Raw genomic sequence first — 15779 nt, 5'->3', positions numbered from 1 at the left:
TCCGGCACCGCCCCCCGTGGCTTCCCCGCTCCGTCCGGGCCCGCCGTCACCGTGCCGCGCCGGGCGCCGCCGAGATCATCCCATCCGGCACGGCGACGAGGTCGACGCCCTCGGTCGCGGTCACCGTGGCCCGGACCAGGTCGCCCGGGCGCAGCGCGGTCAGGTCGACCCCGCCGGCGTCCGGCGCGACCAGGGTGGTCGAGCCGTCGACCTCGGGCGCCTGGTGCGCGGCCCGTCCCTCCACCACGCCGTCGGCGACCGAGTCCACCAGCACCTCCACCGTCGAGCCGAGCCGCTCCTCGGCCCGCTGCGAGCACAGCTCGTCGGCGAGCGCGCTGAGCCGGTCGTACCGCCGCTTGACCGTGGCCGCGGAGACCTTGCCGGGCAGGCCGGCGGCCTCGGTGCCGTCCTCGTCGCTGTAGTCGAACATGCCGATCGCGTCCAGCCGGGCCTCGGTCAGGAACCGGACCAGCTCGGCCACGTCCTGCTTCGTCTCGCCGGGGAAGCCGACGATGAAGTTGCTCCGCGCGCCCGCCTCCGGGGCCAGCGCGCGAGCGGACGCCAGCAGCTCCAGGAACCGGTCGGTGGAGCCGAACCGGCGCATCCGGCGCAGCACCGGCTCGCTGGAGTGCTGGAACGACAGGTCGAAGTAGGCGGCCACGCCGGGCGTGGTGGCGATCACCTCGACCAGCCCGGGCCGGGTCTCGGCGGGCTGGAGGTAGCTGGCCCGGACCCGGACGATCCCGTCGATCGCGGCGAGCTGCGGCAGCAGCTTCTCCAGCGCGCGCGGGTCGCCCAGGTCCTTGCCGTAGGAGGTCGAGTTCTCGCTCACCAGCACCAGCTCGCGGACGCCGGTCTTGGCCAGCCACTCGGCCTCGGCGAGCAGCTCGTCCGGGGTACGCGAGACGAACGCCCCACGGAACGCCGGGATGGCACAGAACGCGCAGCGCCGGTCGCAGCCGCTGGCCAGCTTCAGCGAGGCCACCGGGCCGGTGTCGAGCCGGTGCCGCAGCACCTGGCGCAGGTGCGCCGGGGTGTGCGCGTCGGTCTCCGGGGCGACCCGGGTCGGGGTGCCGTGCCCGGGCAGCGACACCGCCGCCTCGCGGCGCTTGACCGGGGTGAGCGGGAGCAGCTCGCGCCGGTCGCGCGGGGTGTGCGCGTCGATCGCCTGCCCGGCCACCACCGCGTCGAGCCGGGCGGCGATGTCCGGGTAGTCGTCGAAGCTCAGCACCGCCTGCGCCTCGGGCAGGCTGTCGGCAAGCTCACGGCCGTAGCGCTCGGCCATGCAGCCGGCGGCGACCACCTTGGCGCCGGTGTCGGCGGCGGCCAGCAGCGTCTGAATCGAGTCCTGCTTGGCCTTCTCCACGAAGCCGCAGGTGTTCACCACCACCACGTCGGCGCCCTCGCCGTCGGTGGTCACCTGCCACCCGTCGGCGTGCAGCCGGGCGGCCAACTCCTCCGAGTCGACCTCGTTGCGGGCGCAGCCCAGGGTCAGCAGGGCGACCCGGCGCCCGTCGGATTGCGGGGAGGAGGAGGTGGCAGACACCATCCGAGGGTACCGGGCCGGTTCCGGACCGCCACGCCACCCGCCCGGGCGGTCAACGGGTCGGGACGGCCACCCGGGCCAGGCGGTCCAGCAGGAACACCTCGGTGCCGGCCAGGCCGGTGGAGCAGAACACCGAGATCTGGTCCGCGCCGGTCCGGCCGGGGACCGCGCCGGCCAGCACCGCGCCCAGGTCGCGCAGCCGGCCGGCGTACGGCTCGACCGCGGCGAGCATCGGCGGCGCGTACGCGGCGGCCTGCCCGGGCGAGTCGGTGACCAGCAGGTCGGCGGCGTCGAGCAGGTCCGGGCCGAACTCGTGCCGGTCGACCTGCTTGAAGCCGACGGTGTTGACGTGCGTGCCGGGGGCCAGGTCGGCGGCGGCCAGCACCGGCGTGGTGCTGGTGGTGGCGAGCACCACGAGATCCCGGTCACGGACCGCGGCGGCGGCCGAGCCGACGGCCCGGGCCGGCACGCCCAGCTCGGCCCGGACCCGGGCGGCGAACGCCTCCCGCCGGGCGGCCGAGCGGCTGTGCACGGTCACCTCGCGCAGTGGCCGGACCGCCGCGGCGGCCCACACCTGGGTCCACGCCTGGCGGCCGGAACCCACCACGCCGAGCGTGGCGGCGTCCGCGCGGGCCAGGGCGTCCACGGCCACGCCGCCCAACCCGCCGGTACGCCGGGAGCCCAGCTCCTCGCCGACGGCGATGGCGCGCACCGCACCGGTGGTGGCGTCGTGCAGCACGACGAGCTGCCCGCTCTCCGGGTGCCCGAACGTGTCGTAGGAGCGGAAGCCGTACCACTCGCCGGTGAGGTGGCCGGCGGTGAGCACCATCCGGCCCCCGCCCAGCGGCGCGGACGCCCGGGGCGGGGCGATCAGCCGTCCGGCGTACGCGGCCAGCAGCGCGTCCCGCATGGCGGCCACGGTGAGCGGGGCGTCCACGGCCGCCGCGACGTCCTCGTCGGAGAAGAGCACGGTCATGGGAGCCATCCTGCAACCTGAAGTTCGCGTGAACTCCAGCGATGGTGGGCTTTCTCACCCCGCCTCCGGTTCCGCCCGGCCGGTGCTAGCGTCGGCCACGACGGCCCGTGGGCCGTCCCGGACGAGTGGTGGGCGTACCCGGTCAGGCCAAGACGCCCCGCGTGAAACCGACCGCCGCCCGGCCGACCGCGCCGGGCCCGCCCGTCAGAGGTGAATCGTCATGGCCTGGATCGTGTTGGTGCTCTCCGGACTGCTGGAGACCGCGTGGGCGATCGCGCTGGACCGCAGCGCCGGCTTCACCCGCCCACTCCCCTCCGCCGTCTTCGCCGTCACGCTGGTCGGCAGCATGGCCGGCCTGGCGTACGCGCTGCGCGACATCCCGGTCGGCACCGGCTACGCGGTGTGGGTCGGCATCGGCGCGGTGGGCACCGCGCTCGTCGGCATGCTCGCGCTCGGCGAGCCGGCCAACCTGCCCCGGATCGCCTGCCTGCTGCTCGTGGTGGCCGGCGTGGTCGGACTGAAGCTCCTCCACTGATCGATGGGTGATCCGGTTTGGACGGCGGTGGCGGCGGGGTAGGTGATCCCCAGCTCACCGGCAGAGATCACCCACGGAGGACACCATGGCCGACATCCACGCCACCGCCCGCCCGCGCAGCAACGCCGCCCGGATCTGCACCATCATCGCGTTCGTCTTCGCGGCCATCGCGATCTTCGTGCCGTTCCTCGGCCTGGTCGGTCTGATCCTCGGCATCGTCGGCGCGGTGCTCGGCGACAAGCCGCTGGGCTGGTACGCCGCCGCGGCGAGCGTCGCCGGCGCCGTCCTCGGCTTCATCCTCGCCGCCGCGATCCTGAACGCCTGAGCACGTCCGTCAGCACCACGAGGGCCCGCCGGTGATCCGGCGGGCCCTCGTCGTGGACCGGTCTACTCCTCGCCGCCGCGCAGGCCGACCAGGACCTCCTCCAGCTCGTCCGGCTTGACCAGCACGTCACGGGCCTTGGAGCCCTCGGACGGGCCGACCACGCCCCGGGTCTCCATCAGGTCCATCAGCCGGCCCGCCTTGGCGAAGCCGACCCGCAGCTTGCGCTGGAGCATCGAGGTCGAGCCGAACTGCGAGGTGACCACCAGCTCGACCGCCTGCACCAGCAGGTCGAGGTCGTCGCCGATGTCCTCGTCGATCTTCTTCTTGCTGTCCTGCGCCGGGGCCAGCACGTCCGGGCGGAACTCCGGCTCCCGCTGGTCCTTGCAGAACTTGACCACGTCGGCGATCTCGCGCTCGGTCACCCAGGCGCCCTGGATCCGCACCGGCTTCGACGCGCCCATCGGCAGGAACAGGCCGTCACCCCGGCCGAGCAGCTTCTCCGCGCCCGGCTGGTCGAGGATGACCCGGGAGTCGGCCAGCGAGGACGTGGCGAACGCGAGCCGGGACGGCACGTTCGCCTTGATCAGACCGGTGACCACGTCCACCGAGGGCCGCTGGGTGGCCAGCACCAGGTGGATGCCGGCGGCCCGGGCCAGCTGGGTGATCCGGACGACCGAGTCCTCCACGTCGCGGGGCGCGACCATCATCAGGTCGGCCAACTCGTCCACGATGACCAGCAGGTACGGGTACGGCCGCATCTCCCGCTCGCTGCCCGGCGGCGCCTTGATCTCGCCGTTGCGCACCTTGCGGTTGAAGTCGTCGATGTGCCGGACCCCGTTGGCGGCGAGGTCGTCGTAGCGCATGTCCATCTCGCGCACGACCCACTCCAGCGAGTCGGCCGCCTTCTTCGGGTTGGTCACGATCGGCGTGACCAGGTGCGGGACGCCCTCGTAGCTGGTCAGTTCCACTCGCTTCGGATCCACCAGCAGAAGGCGCACCTCGTCGGGAGTCGCCCGGGTGAGGATGGACACCAGGAGTGAGTTGAGCAGGCTGGAGTTGTGGGTCGGAACCAGAGTCCTACCGGCCAGGAACAGGTGGCTGGGGCTGTCCACCTCGATACAGCGCACCGCGACCGAGGGCACCGGCCGTACGTCGACGATGTATCGCCTCGTCGTGCTGGGACGGTTCTGGGTCACCTGCCGGCTGGCCTTACGGGTAAGCCGGAAAACCTTGTCCCGCGGTGTGAAGCGAATCCGGTAACAGGTCGATGTCGCCGGGGTCCGGCCGTTCACGGGCCTGGTCGTCATGGTCGCCTGGTAGCCCAGTCCCAGAATCAGCTCGAGCGCGTCATGTGCAAGCCGTTCGGATGTCAGAGCGAGTTCCACCCCTCCGCGCTTCGACACCGTGCCGTCGGTGTCCAGGAGTCCAGCCAGCAGCGCCCGCCTCTGACTCTCGGATGCACGCTGATACGCGAGGGGAATGTGCTTCTCGCCGATCTCCCGGAACAAGGCTCGCAACGTGCGGTACGGCTTGGTCGGCGCGGCGCGCTCTGGGCCGGGTGGAGTCTCGTCGCCGGACAACCCCGCCTTGCGGGCAAGGTAGACGGCGGTGTTCGAGACCCCGGCCTGGCGAGCAGCCTGTGGTCCGCTCACACCCCGCTCGACCAGACGCAGTGCCTCCATGATCCGACGCTTACGTTCCTGCCGGTTGGAGATGGTGTAGTGAAGCTCGCTGGCAGCTTGCTTGAGGACCTCGTAGCCCTCCAGCCTGATCCCGTCGAGGATCTCTTCGTCCGCACTCGTGATGCTGGCGGATCCGGTGGTCCCGTCCCCCAACCAGCAGCCCAGCGTGTACGGCGCGATGGGTAGTTCCTTTTCAGGACAGACCAATGGCCGGGCAACGTCAACGGCATGGTTCACCCACTCACTGCGAGGCCCGACGCGCAGACTCTCCGCAATCTGGCGCGTCGTTACCGGTGCCACGTCGTGGATATGACGCCTGGCGGTACGACCGGGCGCGAGAACCTGCCGAGAGAGCGCCTCGTACACCTCATGGCGGGAGTAGGTATCGACCCAACGAGTGAGGAGACGACCACCGCGCTCATAAGGGCGTCGCGCCAGTTGCGCCTCGGTCGGTATCGGGCGCAGCACCTGGTAGAGGACGTTCCGGAACTGGTCGCCGAGGTCCGAGACCACCTCGCCGCTGGACGCCGGCCGGTCCGGCTCGCTCAGCACCTCATCAACCCGGCGTGCCACCAGTTTGCGGTCGTCCTCCGCCCAGTAGCTGCCGTCCTTCCACCGATGCTTGCGCTGGGTACGGCCAGCCCTCGTCGTCGTGCGCCACTGGTGCTCCGCGTCCGCCACTATGACGGTTCCGTCGGAGAACTCCACCTCGTAGCACGGCCGCCCGTGCATGACCGGCGTCGCCGCAACCACGCTGCAGGGTCGGCCCAGGTCGTCGAACACCTGGTCGCCCACGCGCAGGTCTGCCATCGTCGACCAGCCCGTGGGGGTGGCGATCGGAGTGTCAAGGGCCAGGGCCTTGCCGGCCCCGGTTGCGCCCGCCACCAGGATGTGCGGCATCTTCGCCAGGTTGGCGACGACGTATCCGCCCTCGATGTCCTTGCCGAGCCCAACCACCATCGGGTGGTGGTCGCTGGTCGCGGCCCGCGAGCGCAGCACGTCGCCGAGCGACACGTTCTCCGGGTCGGTGTTCGGGATCTCCACGCCGACCGCGCTCTTGCCCGGGATCGGGCTGAGGATCCGCACGTCCGGCGACTTCACCGCGTACGCGATGTTGCGGGACAGCTGGGTGATCCGCTCGACCTTGACGCCCGGGCCCAGCTCCACCTCGTAGCGGGTGACGGTCGGGCCCCGGGTGAAGCCGGTGACCGCGGCGTCCACGTCGAACTGCTCGAAGACGCCGGTCAGCGCGGCGATCACCTCGTCGTTGGCCTTGCTCCGGGTCTTCGGCGCGGCGCCGCTGCCGAGCATGTTGGCCGGCGGCAGCGTGTAGTCGCCGGCCAGCCCGGTGAGCGCGAGCTGCTCGGCGCGGGTCGGCAGCGGCGAGTGCTCCGGCGGCTCCACCGGCTTGCGGTTCGCCGGCACCTTCATCTTGCGCGGCAGCACGATGGTGTCCTGCAGGTCCACGCCGGCCAGCTCGTCGTCCGGGTCCAGCGGGTCCGTCGGCGGCGGGAGCCGCTTCGCCGGCCGCCTGCGCGCCGGCTTCGCCGGCGCCTCGACCTCGGCCTCCTCCTCGACGACGGGCGCGTCCGGGTCGGCGCGCAACCCGAGCCGCTCCGGGATCTTGTTGATCGGGGTCGCGGTGGTCACCAGCAGGCCGAACACCAGCAGCAGGAGCAGCAGCGGCATGGCCACCCAGGCGGTCACCGCCGACTTCAGCAGGTCACCCACGCCGGCGCCGAGCAGGCCGCCGGCGAAGTCGCGCTGCACCTCGTCCACCGGGTTCTGGCCGATGTGCAGCATCGCGGCGGTGGCCAGCAGCATCGAACCCCAGCCGACCAGGCCACGGCCGCGGTGCTCGGGGTCGGCGGGCGTGCGCATCAGCCGCCACGCGCCGACCATGAACAGCACCGGCAGCACGATGGAGATGGCCCCGACGAAGAGACGCACGGTGTCGGCCAGGTGCCGGCCGACCGGCCCGGCGCCACCGCCCCAGATGCCCACCGCGCTGAGGATGGCCAGGCCGAACAGGAGCAGGCCGCCGCCGTCGCGGCGGTGCTCCGGGTCCAGATCCCGGGTGGACGCGGCCTGCCGGCCGGCCGCCCGGAAGCCCCAGCCGACCGTGTGCGCCAGCCCCATCCACATCGCGTTGACGGCGCGGCCGACGAACGCGGCCGGGCTCGGCCCGGACGCCGGGCGCCGGCGCACCGGCTTGCGCGCCGCCTTCTTCGCCGGTTGGCGCGCACGGTTGTTCGTGGTGCCACGCGGCGACGCGCCGCGCCGCCGGCTCGCCTGAGAGGTACGGCCCGCCATAGAGTCACGGTAACGGCGGTACCCGGCGGAACGCCGCTTTTCCGGGTCGTGTCCGCGCGTCGCAGCACGGATCGGACCGTCGTTTGTGTTATTCGCCTCAGAAGGGATGCCCGATGGCGTCGCCGGAGATCGAGGACGGTCCGGACGGTCCCCTGGCCGGACACCCGCGGGCGTTGCGGCCGTTGACCGGCGAGCTGATCGCCGCCGTGCTGACCCACCGGGGGTACGCGGTGGCCGAGGAGCCCGACGGCGCGCTGGCCGGTCGCTGGGAGCGGGCCCTGATCTGGTTCCACCGCCGGGGCGAGGCCGGTGAGCTGCTCCAGGTCCGCACCGTCGCCACGTACCGGTTCGGCATCGAGCGGGTGCCCGACCTGCACGCGTTCTGCAACACCTGGAACCACGACCGGCTGTGGCCGAAGGCGTACGTGCACGTCGCCGACGACGGGTCGGCCCAGGTCTGCGGCGAGGTCACCACCGACCTGGAACGCGGGGTCACCCCGCACCAGCTCGACCGGCTCGTCGAATGCGGCGTCACCACCGGCTGCCAGCTCGCCGACGCGGTCGCCGCGCTGCCCGGCGGGTCGGTCCGGTGACGACCGCCCGCGACCGGGGGCTGGCCGCCGCGCTCGCCGACGCCCGGGACCGGCCCGACGGTGAGGAACGCTGCGCCGAGCTGGAGCGGATCGCCGCCCGGGCCGACGCCACCGGCGACCCGCGTACCGCCCTGTCGGCCCGGTTCGCGCTGGTCGAGGCGTACCTGCACCTGGGCGAGCGGTGGCGGACGGTGGAGCCGGTGCGCCGCATGCGGGCCACGCTGGCCCGGCATCCCGGCCTGCTCGACGCCCACCCGGACGAGACGACGCGGCTGCGCCGGCACCAGCGGCAGGCGGTGGAGGCGCTCTTCGGCACCCCCCGGGTCGGCCTGGACCAGGCCCGCTCCCTGCTGGACACGCTCGCCACCGAGGTGGGTGAGGACGCGGAGGCGGTCGCCGAACTGCGCTGCCGGCTGGCCGACCACCTCGGTGACGAGCCGGCCGCCCGGCGCGCCTACGCACGCTGGTCGGCCGGCGACGGCGCGGACCCGGTGGGTGGCTGCCCCGGCTGCGCCCCGGCCCGGCGGGCCGAGCTGCTGGCCGGTTGGGGCGAGCCGGAGGATGCCCTGGCCGCGCTCGGTCCGGCCTTCGCTCCGGACTGCACCGACCAGCCCGAACGGGGTCTCGTCGCGGGCCTGTTGCCGTGGCTGCGCACCGGCGCGCAGGTGCGGGCGGGCCGGGCGCACGTGCGCGCCTACCGTCGGCACCGCCGGGAGCGGGCCGCGTTCCCGCTGCTCGCCACGCACCTGCGGTTCTGTGCGCTCGGCGGGCACCTGCACCGAGGGCTGGAGGTGCTGGCCGAGCAACTGCCCCGGCTGGACCGGCCCGCGGACGACCTGTCCGCGATGGAGTTCGCGGCGGCCGGCGCGCTGCTGTGCGGGCTGGCCGCCGAGGCCGGCCTCGGCGGGCGGCGGATCCACCGCCCCGGGCACGGTTCCCGACCTGCCGCCGAGGTCGACGTGGCGACGTTGGGCGGGCAGCTCCAGGCGTTGGCCACCGCGTTGGCCGGCAGCTTCGACGCCCGCAACGGAACCGGGCACCAGTCCGGCCGGATCGCCTCCTGGCTGGCCGAGCGACCACTCGCCGCGCCGGTGCCGCTGCCCGCCGAGAGCGAGTTCGACGAGGACCCGGAGGCCGACCCGGCCGAGCCCGCACCGCCCGGGCCGGAGGAGCCGGCCCCGCTGGACGCGGCGCTGCTGACCGGCGCGCTCGACGCGCGGGGCGAGCCGTACACGGTCGAACCGGACGGCGCCCTGGCCGGACGCTGGGGTGAGGCGACGATCCAGTTCCGCCGGCTCGGCGAGGTGCTGCACGCCCGGGTGGTGGCGGCCCGCCGGCTGCCGGCCGACCGTCGGGCCGAGGCGTACGCGTTCTGCAACGCCTGGAACCACGACCGGCTGCTGCCCGCCGCCTACGTGCACGAGCCCGGCGACGGGACGCTGGTGCTGGCCGCCGGCGTCTCCACCGACCTGTCCTGCGGCGTGGCCCCGGCCCAGCTCGCCGTGCTGGTGGCCGCCACGATCCGCACCGGCGCCGCGTACGCCGACGCGGTCGCCGCGTTGCGCCCCTGACACGGCGCGACCCCCGACCACCGGGCGGTGGTGATCGGGGGTCGCGGTCCCGGGGCCGACGGCGGCGTCAGCGGGCGGAGAACGCCAGGGTGTACGCGCCGGAGCCGGACAACCCGACGACCCGGTAGCGGTAGGCGCCGGCCGGGGTGTCGGCGGTCAGCCGGGCGATCCCGTCCGCGCCGCCCGCGCGGGCCACGGTGCGGAACGCGCCGCCGGTGAAGCGTTGCAGCTCCACCACCACCCGGGCGCCGTCCGGCACGGCGACGCAGGCCTCCTGCGCGCCACCGGCCACCCGGAAGAAGCGGCCGTCCGGCTGCACCTGGGCGCGCCCGGCGGTGATCCGGCCGGTCCGGCTCACCTGGCCGGTGCACTCGGTGTCGGCGGCCGGCGGCGCGGGCGGTGCGCTGACCGGCGGCGCGGTCTGCCCGCCACCGGCCGGCGGCTCGGCGGGCGCCTGCTGGCCGCCGGCGGTGACCAGGGTCAGGTTGTTGCGCTGGAGGATCTCGTTGACCGGCTGGAAGAACGTGACCCCGCCCCGGGTGCAGTCGCCGGACCCCCCGGAGGTGACACCCTGCGCCTGGTCGCCGGAGAGCCACGCGCCCCCCGAGTCGCCCGGTTCGGCGCAGACGTTCGTCCGGGTCAGCCCGGTGACCGTCCCCTCCGGATAATTGACCGTGGCGTTCTTGGCCTGGACCACGCCGCAGCGGGTGCCGGTGGTGGAGCCGGACCGGCAGATCGAGGCGCCGACCGGGGCCTCGGTGGAGCCGTTCACCGCCACCGTGCCGCCGTTGAAGTCGTTCACCACGCCCTGCGGCGTCCAGTCGCCGTTGACCTCGACCACCGCCCAGTCGTCACCCGGGAACGAGGACGCGGAGAACGTGCCCTGGGCGACCCGGTTCGACCCGGTGGTGCGGTCCCCCGGCCGGCCGCAGTGCCCGGCGGTGACGAAGCCGCCGACCACCGAGAACCCGACCGAGCAGCGGCCGGCGTTGTTGATGAAGAACGCGTCGCCGCCCCGCACGTCGAACAACGGCCGGGGGGCCTCGTCGGCGGTCCGCACCCGGACCGTGCCGCCGTCCGCCCCGCCGGCGGCGGCGAGCCGGCGGCCGGCCGCCTCCGCGCCCGGTCGGGCGAGCACCACGACGGAGTTGCTGGCCACGTCGACGTACCAGCCGGCGATGTCCGGGCCGGCGTCCGCGCCGGCCGCGTCGAGGCGGGTCTTCACCGCGTCCAGCTCGGCGACGCCACGCGCGACCCGCTTCGGCACCGCGCCGGCCGCGGTCACCCGGGCCTCGGCGGCCGGGTCGGCCACCGCCACGGTGAGCGTGGCGCCGTCGGCGCTGAGCCAGCTGCCGCCGTAGTCGGCGCCGAGTTCGGTGCGCAGCCGGGTGACCGTGCCGGCCGCCCAGCGTTCGGTGCGCAGCCGGCGTACCGCCTGGTCGCGGGTGAGCGAGAGATCGCGGCCCAGCGCGTCCAGGACCTCCGGGGCCACGCCGTCGGCGGCCGGGGCGGCCCTCCGGGGTCCCTCACCGGCGAACGACGGCAGGGTCACCGCCGCCGTCAACCCGGCCGCCGCCACCAGTACGCCGATGGCTGTCATCCGTCTGCGGTCCATCCGCCACGCTCCTCCCGACCGGCGCAGGGGCACGCCGGCCGACCGGGAGTACGGAGACGGACGCCGATCGGTTGAGCAGGGGCAAGCGGTTTCGACGCAGCGTGTCGGGGCGTACCCGGAAAGCGACGACGCCGGCCCACCGCGGACGGTGGGCCGGCGCTCGGGCGCGGTCGGTCAGACCTCGACGACGGTCGGGACGATCATCGGGCGGCGCCGGTACGCGTCGTTGACCCAGCGGCCCACCGTGCGGCGGACGATCTGCTGGAGCTGGTGCGGGTCGGTGATGCCGTCCGCGGCGGCCCGGTTCAGCGCCTCGGTGACCAGCGGGATCACCGGGTTGAACGCGGCCGGGTCCTCGGAGAAGCCCTTCGCCGAGACGGTCGGCCCGGCGACCACCTTGCCGGTGACCGAGTCGACCACCACGGTGGTGGCGATGAAGCCGCCGTCGCCGAGGATCCGCCGCTCGGTCAGCAGCGACTCGCTGACGTCGCCCACGGCGAGGCCGTCGACGTAGACGTAGCGGCTCTTCACCCGCCCGACCAGGCTGGCCCGGCCCTCGACCAGGTCGACCACGTCGCCGTCCTCGCAGAGCACGACCCGGTCCGGCGCGACGCCGGACTCGATGCCGAGCCGGGCGTGCGCGCGCAGGTGCCGCCACTCGCCGTGCACCGGCATCAGGTTGCTCGGGCGGACGACGTTGAGCAGGTAGAGCAGCTCGCCCGCCGGGGCGTGACCGGAGACGTGCACCTTGGCCACGTCCTTGTGCACCACCACGGCGCCGGCCCGGGCCAGCCGGTTGATCACCCGGTAGACCGAGGTCTCGTTGCCCGGCACCAGGGAGGAGGCCAGCACCACGGTGTCGCCGGGCGCGATCGTGATGTGCCGGTGGTCGCCGCTGGCCATCCGGCCCAGCGCGCTCATCGGCTCGCCCTGCGAGCCGGTGGACATGAGCACGATCTGCTCGGGCGGCAGGTTGGTGGCCTCCTCGATGCCGACCACCAGGCCGGGTGGGATGTTGAGCAGGCCCAGGTCGCGGGCGATGCCCATGTTGCGGACCATGGACCGGCCGATCAGCGCGACCTTGCGGCCGTGCTCGACGGCCGAGTCGAAGACCTGCTGCACCCGGTGCACGTGCGAGGCGAACGAGGCGACGATGATCCGCCCCTTGGCCTTCGCGAAGATCGAGTCGAGCACCGGCCCGATCTCCCGCTCCGGCGTGACGAACCCGGGGATCTCCGCGTTCGTCGAGTCGGAGAGCAGCAGGTCGACGCCCTCGGCGCCGAGCCGGGCGAACCCGGCCAGGTCGGTGATCCGCCCGTCCAGCGGGAGCTGGTCCATCTTGAAGTCGCCGGTGTGCAGCACCAGGCCGGCCGGGGTGCGGATGGCCACCGCCAGCGCGTCCGGGATCGAGTGGTTCACCGCGAAGAACTCGCACTCGAACGGGCCCAGCCGTTCCCGGCCGCCCTCCCGCACGGTCAGCGTGTACGGCTGGATCCGCCGCTCGGCCAGCTTCGCCTCGACCAGCGCGAGGGTGAACTGGGAACCCACCAGCGGGATGTCCGGCTTGTGGGCGAGCAGGTACGGCACCGCGCCGATGTGGTCCTCGTGGCCGTGCGTGAGCACGATCGCCTGCACGTCGGCCAGCCGGTCCAGGATCGGCCCGAAGTCGGGCAGGATCAGGTCCACGCCGGGCTGCTCGACGTCGGGGAAGAGCACCCCGCAGTCGACGATGAGCAGCTTGCCGTCGTACTCGAAGACGGTCATGTTCCGGCCGATGGCGCCGAGTCCGCCGAGCGGGATGATCCGCAGGCCGCCCTCCGGCAGCGGCGGGGGCAGCTCACCCTCGATGTGCGCCTCGGTCACGCGTCACCTCATTCTGCGACGCCGCCGTGCGGCGTCCGTCGTGTCGTTGAATCATTCGGGCAGGGGCAGGCCCGCCGCGGCGCAGTCGGCGCGCAGCTGGGCCAGTTCGTCGCCGGTGGCCTCGACCAGCGGCGGTCGTACCGGGCCGGACGGCAGGCCCTGGGCCGCCAGTCCGGCCTTGACCAGGATGGTGCCCTGGGTGCGGAAGATGCCGGTGTAGAGCGGCAGGAGCCGCCGGTGCAGGGCGAGTGCCCCGGCCGTGTCACCGGCCTCGAACGCCTCGATCATCTGCTTCGTACCCACCCCGGTGAAGTGGGTGGAGGTGCCGACCACGCCGACCGCGCCGACGGCCAGGGCGGGCAGGGTCAGCGCGTCCTCGCCGCTGTAGAACGCGAGGTCGCTGCGGGCCAGCACCCAGGAGGTGGCGGTGAGGTCGCCCTTGGCGTCCTTGACCGCCACGATCCGGCCGTGCTCGGACAGCTTCACCAGCGTGTCGGTGGCGATCGCGACACCGGAGCGGTGCGGGATGTCGTAGAGCATGACCGGCAGCCCGGTGGCGTCCGCGACGGTGGTGAAGTGGCGCAGCAGCCCGGCCTGCGGCGGCTTGTTGTAGTAGGGCGTGACCACGAGCAGACCGTGCGCGCCGGCCTTCTCGGCCTGCGCGGCCAGCTCGACGGTGTGCCGGGTGTCGTTGGTGCCCACCCCGGCGACGATGCGGGCCCGGTCGCCGACCGCCTCGACGACCGCGCGGATCAGCGTCTCCTTCTCCGCGTCGGTCGTGGTCGGGGACTCGCCCGTGGTGCCGTTGAGCACCAGCGCGTCGTTGCCCTGCTCGTCGACGAGGTAGCGGGCCAGCCGGGCGGCGCCGTCGAGGTCGAGCGCCCCGTCCGGGGTGAACGGGGTCACCATGGCCGTGATCACTCGCCCGAACGGGCGCGACGGGCCCCGCTCCGGGGCGGCAGGGTGGTCGTGCGTCATGTTCACAACCTAGCGGACGACCACCGGTGGCCCGGCGGCGAAGGGCGACGACTCACTCGGCGTGCGGCGACGCCGCCACCTCGGTGCCGTCCGGCAGCGTGGAGATCACGAAGTCGGCGAAGACGTTCGGCGCGACGCCCTGGAGCTGCCGCAGGCACTCGACCGCCAGCTCGCGGATCTCCACGTCGGCGTGCTCGGTGGCGCGCATCTTGACGAAGTGCCGCCAGGCCCGGTAGTTGCCGGTCACCACGATCCGGGTCTCGGTCGCGTTCGGCAGCACGGCCCGGGCCGCCTGGCGGGCCTGCTTACGGCGCAGCGTCGGGTTGGGCTCGTCGGTGAAGCGGGCCTCCAGCCCCTCCAGCAACTCGGTGTACGCCCGCACCGCCGCCTCGGACGCCTCGACGAACTTCTTGTGCAGCTCGGGGTCGTCGGCGATCACCGCCGGCTCGACCATCGCCGCGTCCCGCTCGGGGACGTAGCGCTGGGAGAGCTGCGAGTAGGAGAAGTGCCGGTGCCGGATCAGCTCGTGGGTGAACGAGCGGGAGACGCCGCTGAAGTAGAAGCTCACCGAGCCGTGCTCCAGCACGCTCAGGTGGCCGACGTCCAGGATGTGCGCCAGGTAGCCGGCGTTCGTCGCGGTGGCCGGGTTCGGCTTCTTCCAGCTCTGGTAGCAGGCCCGGCCGGCGAACTCGGCGAGGGCCTGACCGCCGTCGGCGTCGGTCGACCACGGCACGTCGTCCGGCGCCTGGAACTGGGTCCACGCGATCAGTTTGACCTGGGGCTGCACCATCTCCGGCATGCCGAGGACTGTAGTTGCCCGGCCCTCGTCGTGGAAATCGGGCACGCGGCCGACCAGCACCGGGCCGGCGGCCCGTGGCCAAGGTCTCGCCCGGCGCGGTGTTCCCCCCGCATCGCCTGTCGAGCTGAGTCGCCGGTGACATCTCCGGCTCCGAGATCTTGGTACGAAAAGGCCCCTGGGAGGGCCGTTTCGTACCAAGATCTTCGGGGTTCCCGACGGGTGGAACGACCTTCCCGGGTGGCGGGAGGAATTCGGTCACGAGCGCCGGCCGGCGCGGACGCCGGTGCAAGTGCCGGTACCGGAGCCGGTGCAAGTGCCGGGCCAGGGCCGGTGGGCCTAGCGGAGCGGGGCGCACGGTGGCAGGAACGACTCAACTCCCAAGGCGTCCGGGAGCGGGTCGTGGGCAGAACGGGCGGCGCCCGCCACCTCCGCACCCGTGGTGCAGCGGTCAGACGTAGAGCGAGGGGAACGGTGCCCACGGCAGGTTGCGGACCACCGAGAAGACCGCCCAGGCGGCCAGGAAACCACCGATCACCTTGGGGCTGAACCGCGGCTCGGGCAGCCGCCACCCGAACGCCCGGTTGCCGGCCCAGGCGGCGAAGAGCCAGGCCAGGAACGGCAGCGCGAAGACGAAGAGGAAGTGGTGCCGGGCGGCGGCCGGCAGGTCGCCGTGCAGCACGTACCAGAGGGCGCGGGTGCCGCCGCACCCCGGGCAGTCCAGCCCGGTGGTGAGCTTGAGCAGGCAGGTCGGCCGGGCGTCCGGGTCGCTCTGGGTCGGGTCGCTGATCAGCGCGTATGCCATGCCGAGGCCGACGCAGCCCAGCGCCGCCAGCGGCACCGCCCAGCGCGGGGCGCGGGCGTGCAGGCGCAGCACCATCCGGGTGAACCGGTCGGGCTCGACCGGCGGATAGGGGTGGTGCGGGTGCGGGTGCGTCTCCGGGTGCGGGTCGGGCATGGTGGCAGGCCGGTCAACGCTCGTCACG

Annotated in this window: 11 protein-coding genes, 1 pseudogene and 1 riboswitch; of the genes and pseudogenes, 4 read left to right on the top strand and 8 right to left on the bottom strand. The window is 73.7% G+C overall.

Going from position 1 to position 15779, the window contains the following annotated elements:
* Window positions 1-46 precede the first annotated feature (46 nt).
* Together rimO and ACN27B_RS17575 are read right to left on the bottom strand one after the other, a co-directional pair.
* Window positions 47-1549, bottom strand: coding sequence for a 30S ribosomal protein S12 methylthiotransferase RimO (gene rimO / locus ACN27B_RS17580; RefSeq protein ID WP_422741021.1), 1503 nt, complete (start codon window positions 1547-1549; stop codon window positions 47-49).
* A 49-nt stretch (window positions 1550-1598) separates the two neighbouring features.
* Window positions 1599-2522 (bottom strand): ornithine cyclodeaminase family protein, encoded by a 924-nt coding sequence (locus ACN27B_RS17575; RefSeq protein WP_176558894.1) that lies wholly within the window; start codon window positions 2520-2522, stop codon window positions 1599-1601.
* A 96-nt stretch (window positions 2523-2618) separates the two neighbouring features.
* Window positions 2619-2684, top strand: a riboswitch (guanidine-III (ykkC-III) riboswitch).
* A gap of 58 nt (window positions 2685-2742) precedes the next feature.
* On the opposite strand from ACN27B_RS17575, the gene ACN27B_RS17570 reads away from it, so the two are divergent.
* Window positions 2743-3057 carry a DMT family transporter gene (locus ACN27B_RS17570; RefSeq protein ID WP_422741020.1) on the top strand — a complete coding sequence of 105 codons (315 nt, stop codon included), beginning with the start codon at window positions 2743-2745 and terminating at the stop codon, window positions 3055-3057.
* A gap of 85 nt (window positions 3058-3142) precedes the next feature.
* Window positions 3143-3382, top strand: a complete 240-nt coding sequence (locus ACN27B_RS17565) for a hypothetical protein (RefSeq protein ID WP_091579848.1) — start codon at window positions 3143-3145, stop codon at window positions 3380-3382.
* A gap of 80 nt (window positions 3383-3462) precedes the next feature.
* On the opposite strand, the pseudogene ACN27B_RS17560 reads toward ACN27B_RS17565, so the two are convergent.
* A pseudogene (locus ACN27B_RS17560) lies at window positions 3463-7377 on the bottom strand (DNA translocase FtsK 4TM domain-containing protein); the annotation flags it as partial.
* A 113-nt stretch (window positions 7378-7490) separates the two neighbouring features.
* Between ACN27B_RS17560 and ACN27B_RS17555 the strand changes: the two are divergent.
* Both ACN27B_RS17555 and ACN27B_RS17550 read left to right on the top strand, forming a co-directional pair.
* A complete protein-coding gene (locus ACN27B_RS17555; RefSeq protein ID WP_099162050.1) occupies window positions 7491-7970 on the top strand; it encodes a YbjN domain-containing protein in 480 nt (159 codons plus the stop codon).
* Window positions 7901-9541, top strand: coding sequence for a YbjN domain-containing protein (locus tag ACN27B_RS17550; protein WP_422741019.1), 1641 nt, complete (start codon window positions 7901-7903; stop codon window positions 9539-9541). The genes ACN27B_RS17555 and ACN27B_RS17550 overlap by 70 nt, the downstream gene beginning before the upstream one ends.
* A gap of 67 nt (window positions 9542-9608) precedes the next feature.
* Here ACN27B_RS17550 and ACN27B_RS17545 read toward each other — a convergent pair whose 3' ends face one another.
* From ACN27B_RS17545 to ACN27B_RS17525, 5 genes are all read right to left on the bottom strand, one after another.
* Window positions 9609-11156: a S1 family peptidase gene (locus tag ACN27B_RS17545; protein WP_422741018.1), complete on the bottom strand. Its 1548-nt coding sequence runs from the start codon at window positions 11154-11156 to the stop codon at window positions 9609-9611.
* Between the two features lie 174 nt (window positions 11157-11330).
* Window positions 11331-13019, bottom strand: a complete 1689-nt coding sequence (locus ACN27B_RS17540; RefSeq protein ID WP_099162053.1) for a ribonuclease J — start codon at window positions 13017-13019, stop codon at window positions 11331-11333.
* Window positions 13020-13070: 51 nt separating this feature from the next.
* Window positions 13071-13997 carry a 4-hydroxy-tetrahydrodipicolinate synthase gene (gene dapA, locus ACN27B_RS17535; protein WP_099162054.1) on the bottom strand — a complete coding sequence of 309 codons (927 nt, stop codon included), beginning with the start codon at window positions 13995-13997 and terminating at the stop codon, window positions 13071-13073.
* Between the two features lie 52 nt (window positions 13998-14049).
* Window positions 14050-14787: an FAD-dependent thymidylate synthase gene (thyX, locus tag ACN27B_RS17530; protein WP_091579874.1), complete on the bottom strand. Its 738-nt coding sequence runs from the start codon at window positions 14785-14787 to the stop codon at window positions 14050-14052.
* 457 nt (window positions 14788-15244) lie between these two features.
* A complete protein-coding gene (locus ACN27B_RS17525; protein ID WP_396824327.1) occupies window positions 15245-15751 on the bottom strand; it encodes a DUF2752 domain-containing protein in 507 nt (168 codons plus the stop codon).
* Window positions 15752-15779 lie beyond the last annotated feature (28 nt).

The organism is Micromonospora sp. WMMD754, assembly GCF_049315235.1.
Lineage (GTDB): Bacteria > Actinomycetota > Actinomycetes > Mycobacteriales > Micromonosporaceae > Micromonospora > Micromonospora sediminicola.
The sequence above is the reverse complement of the archived record's forward strand: the minus strand, read 5'-3'. Positions and strand labels throughout refer to the sequence as shown.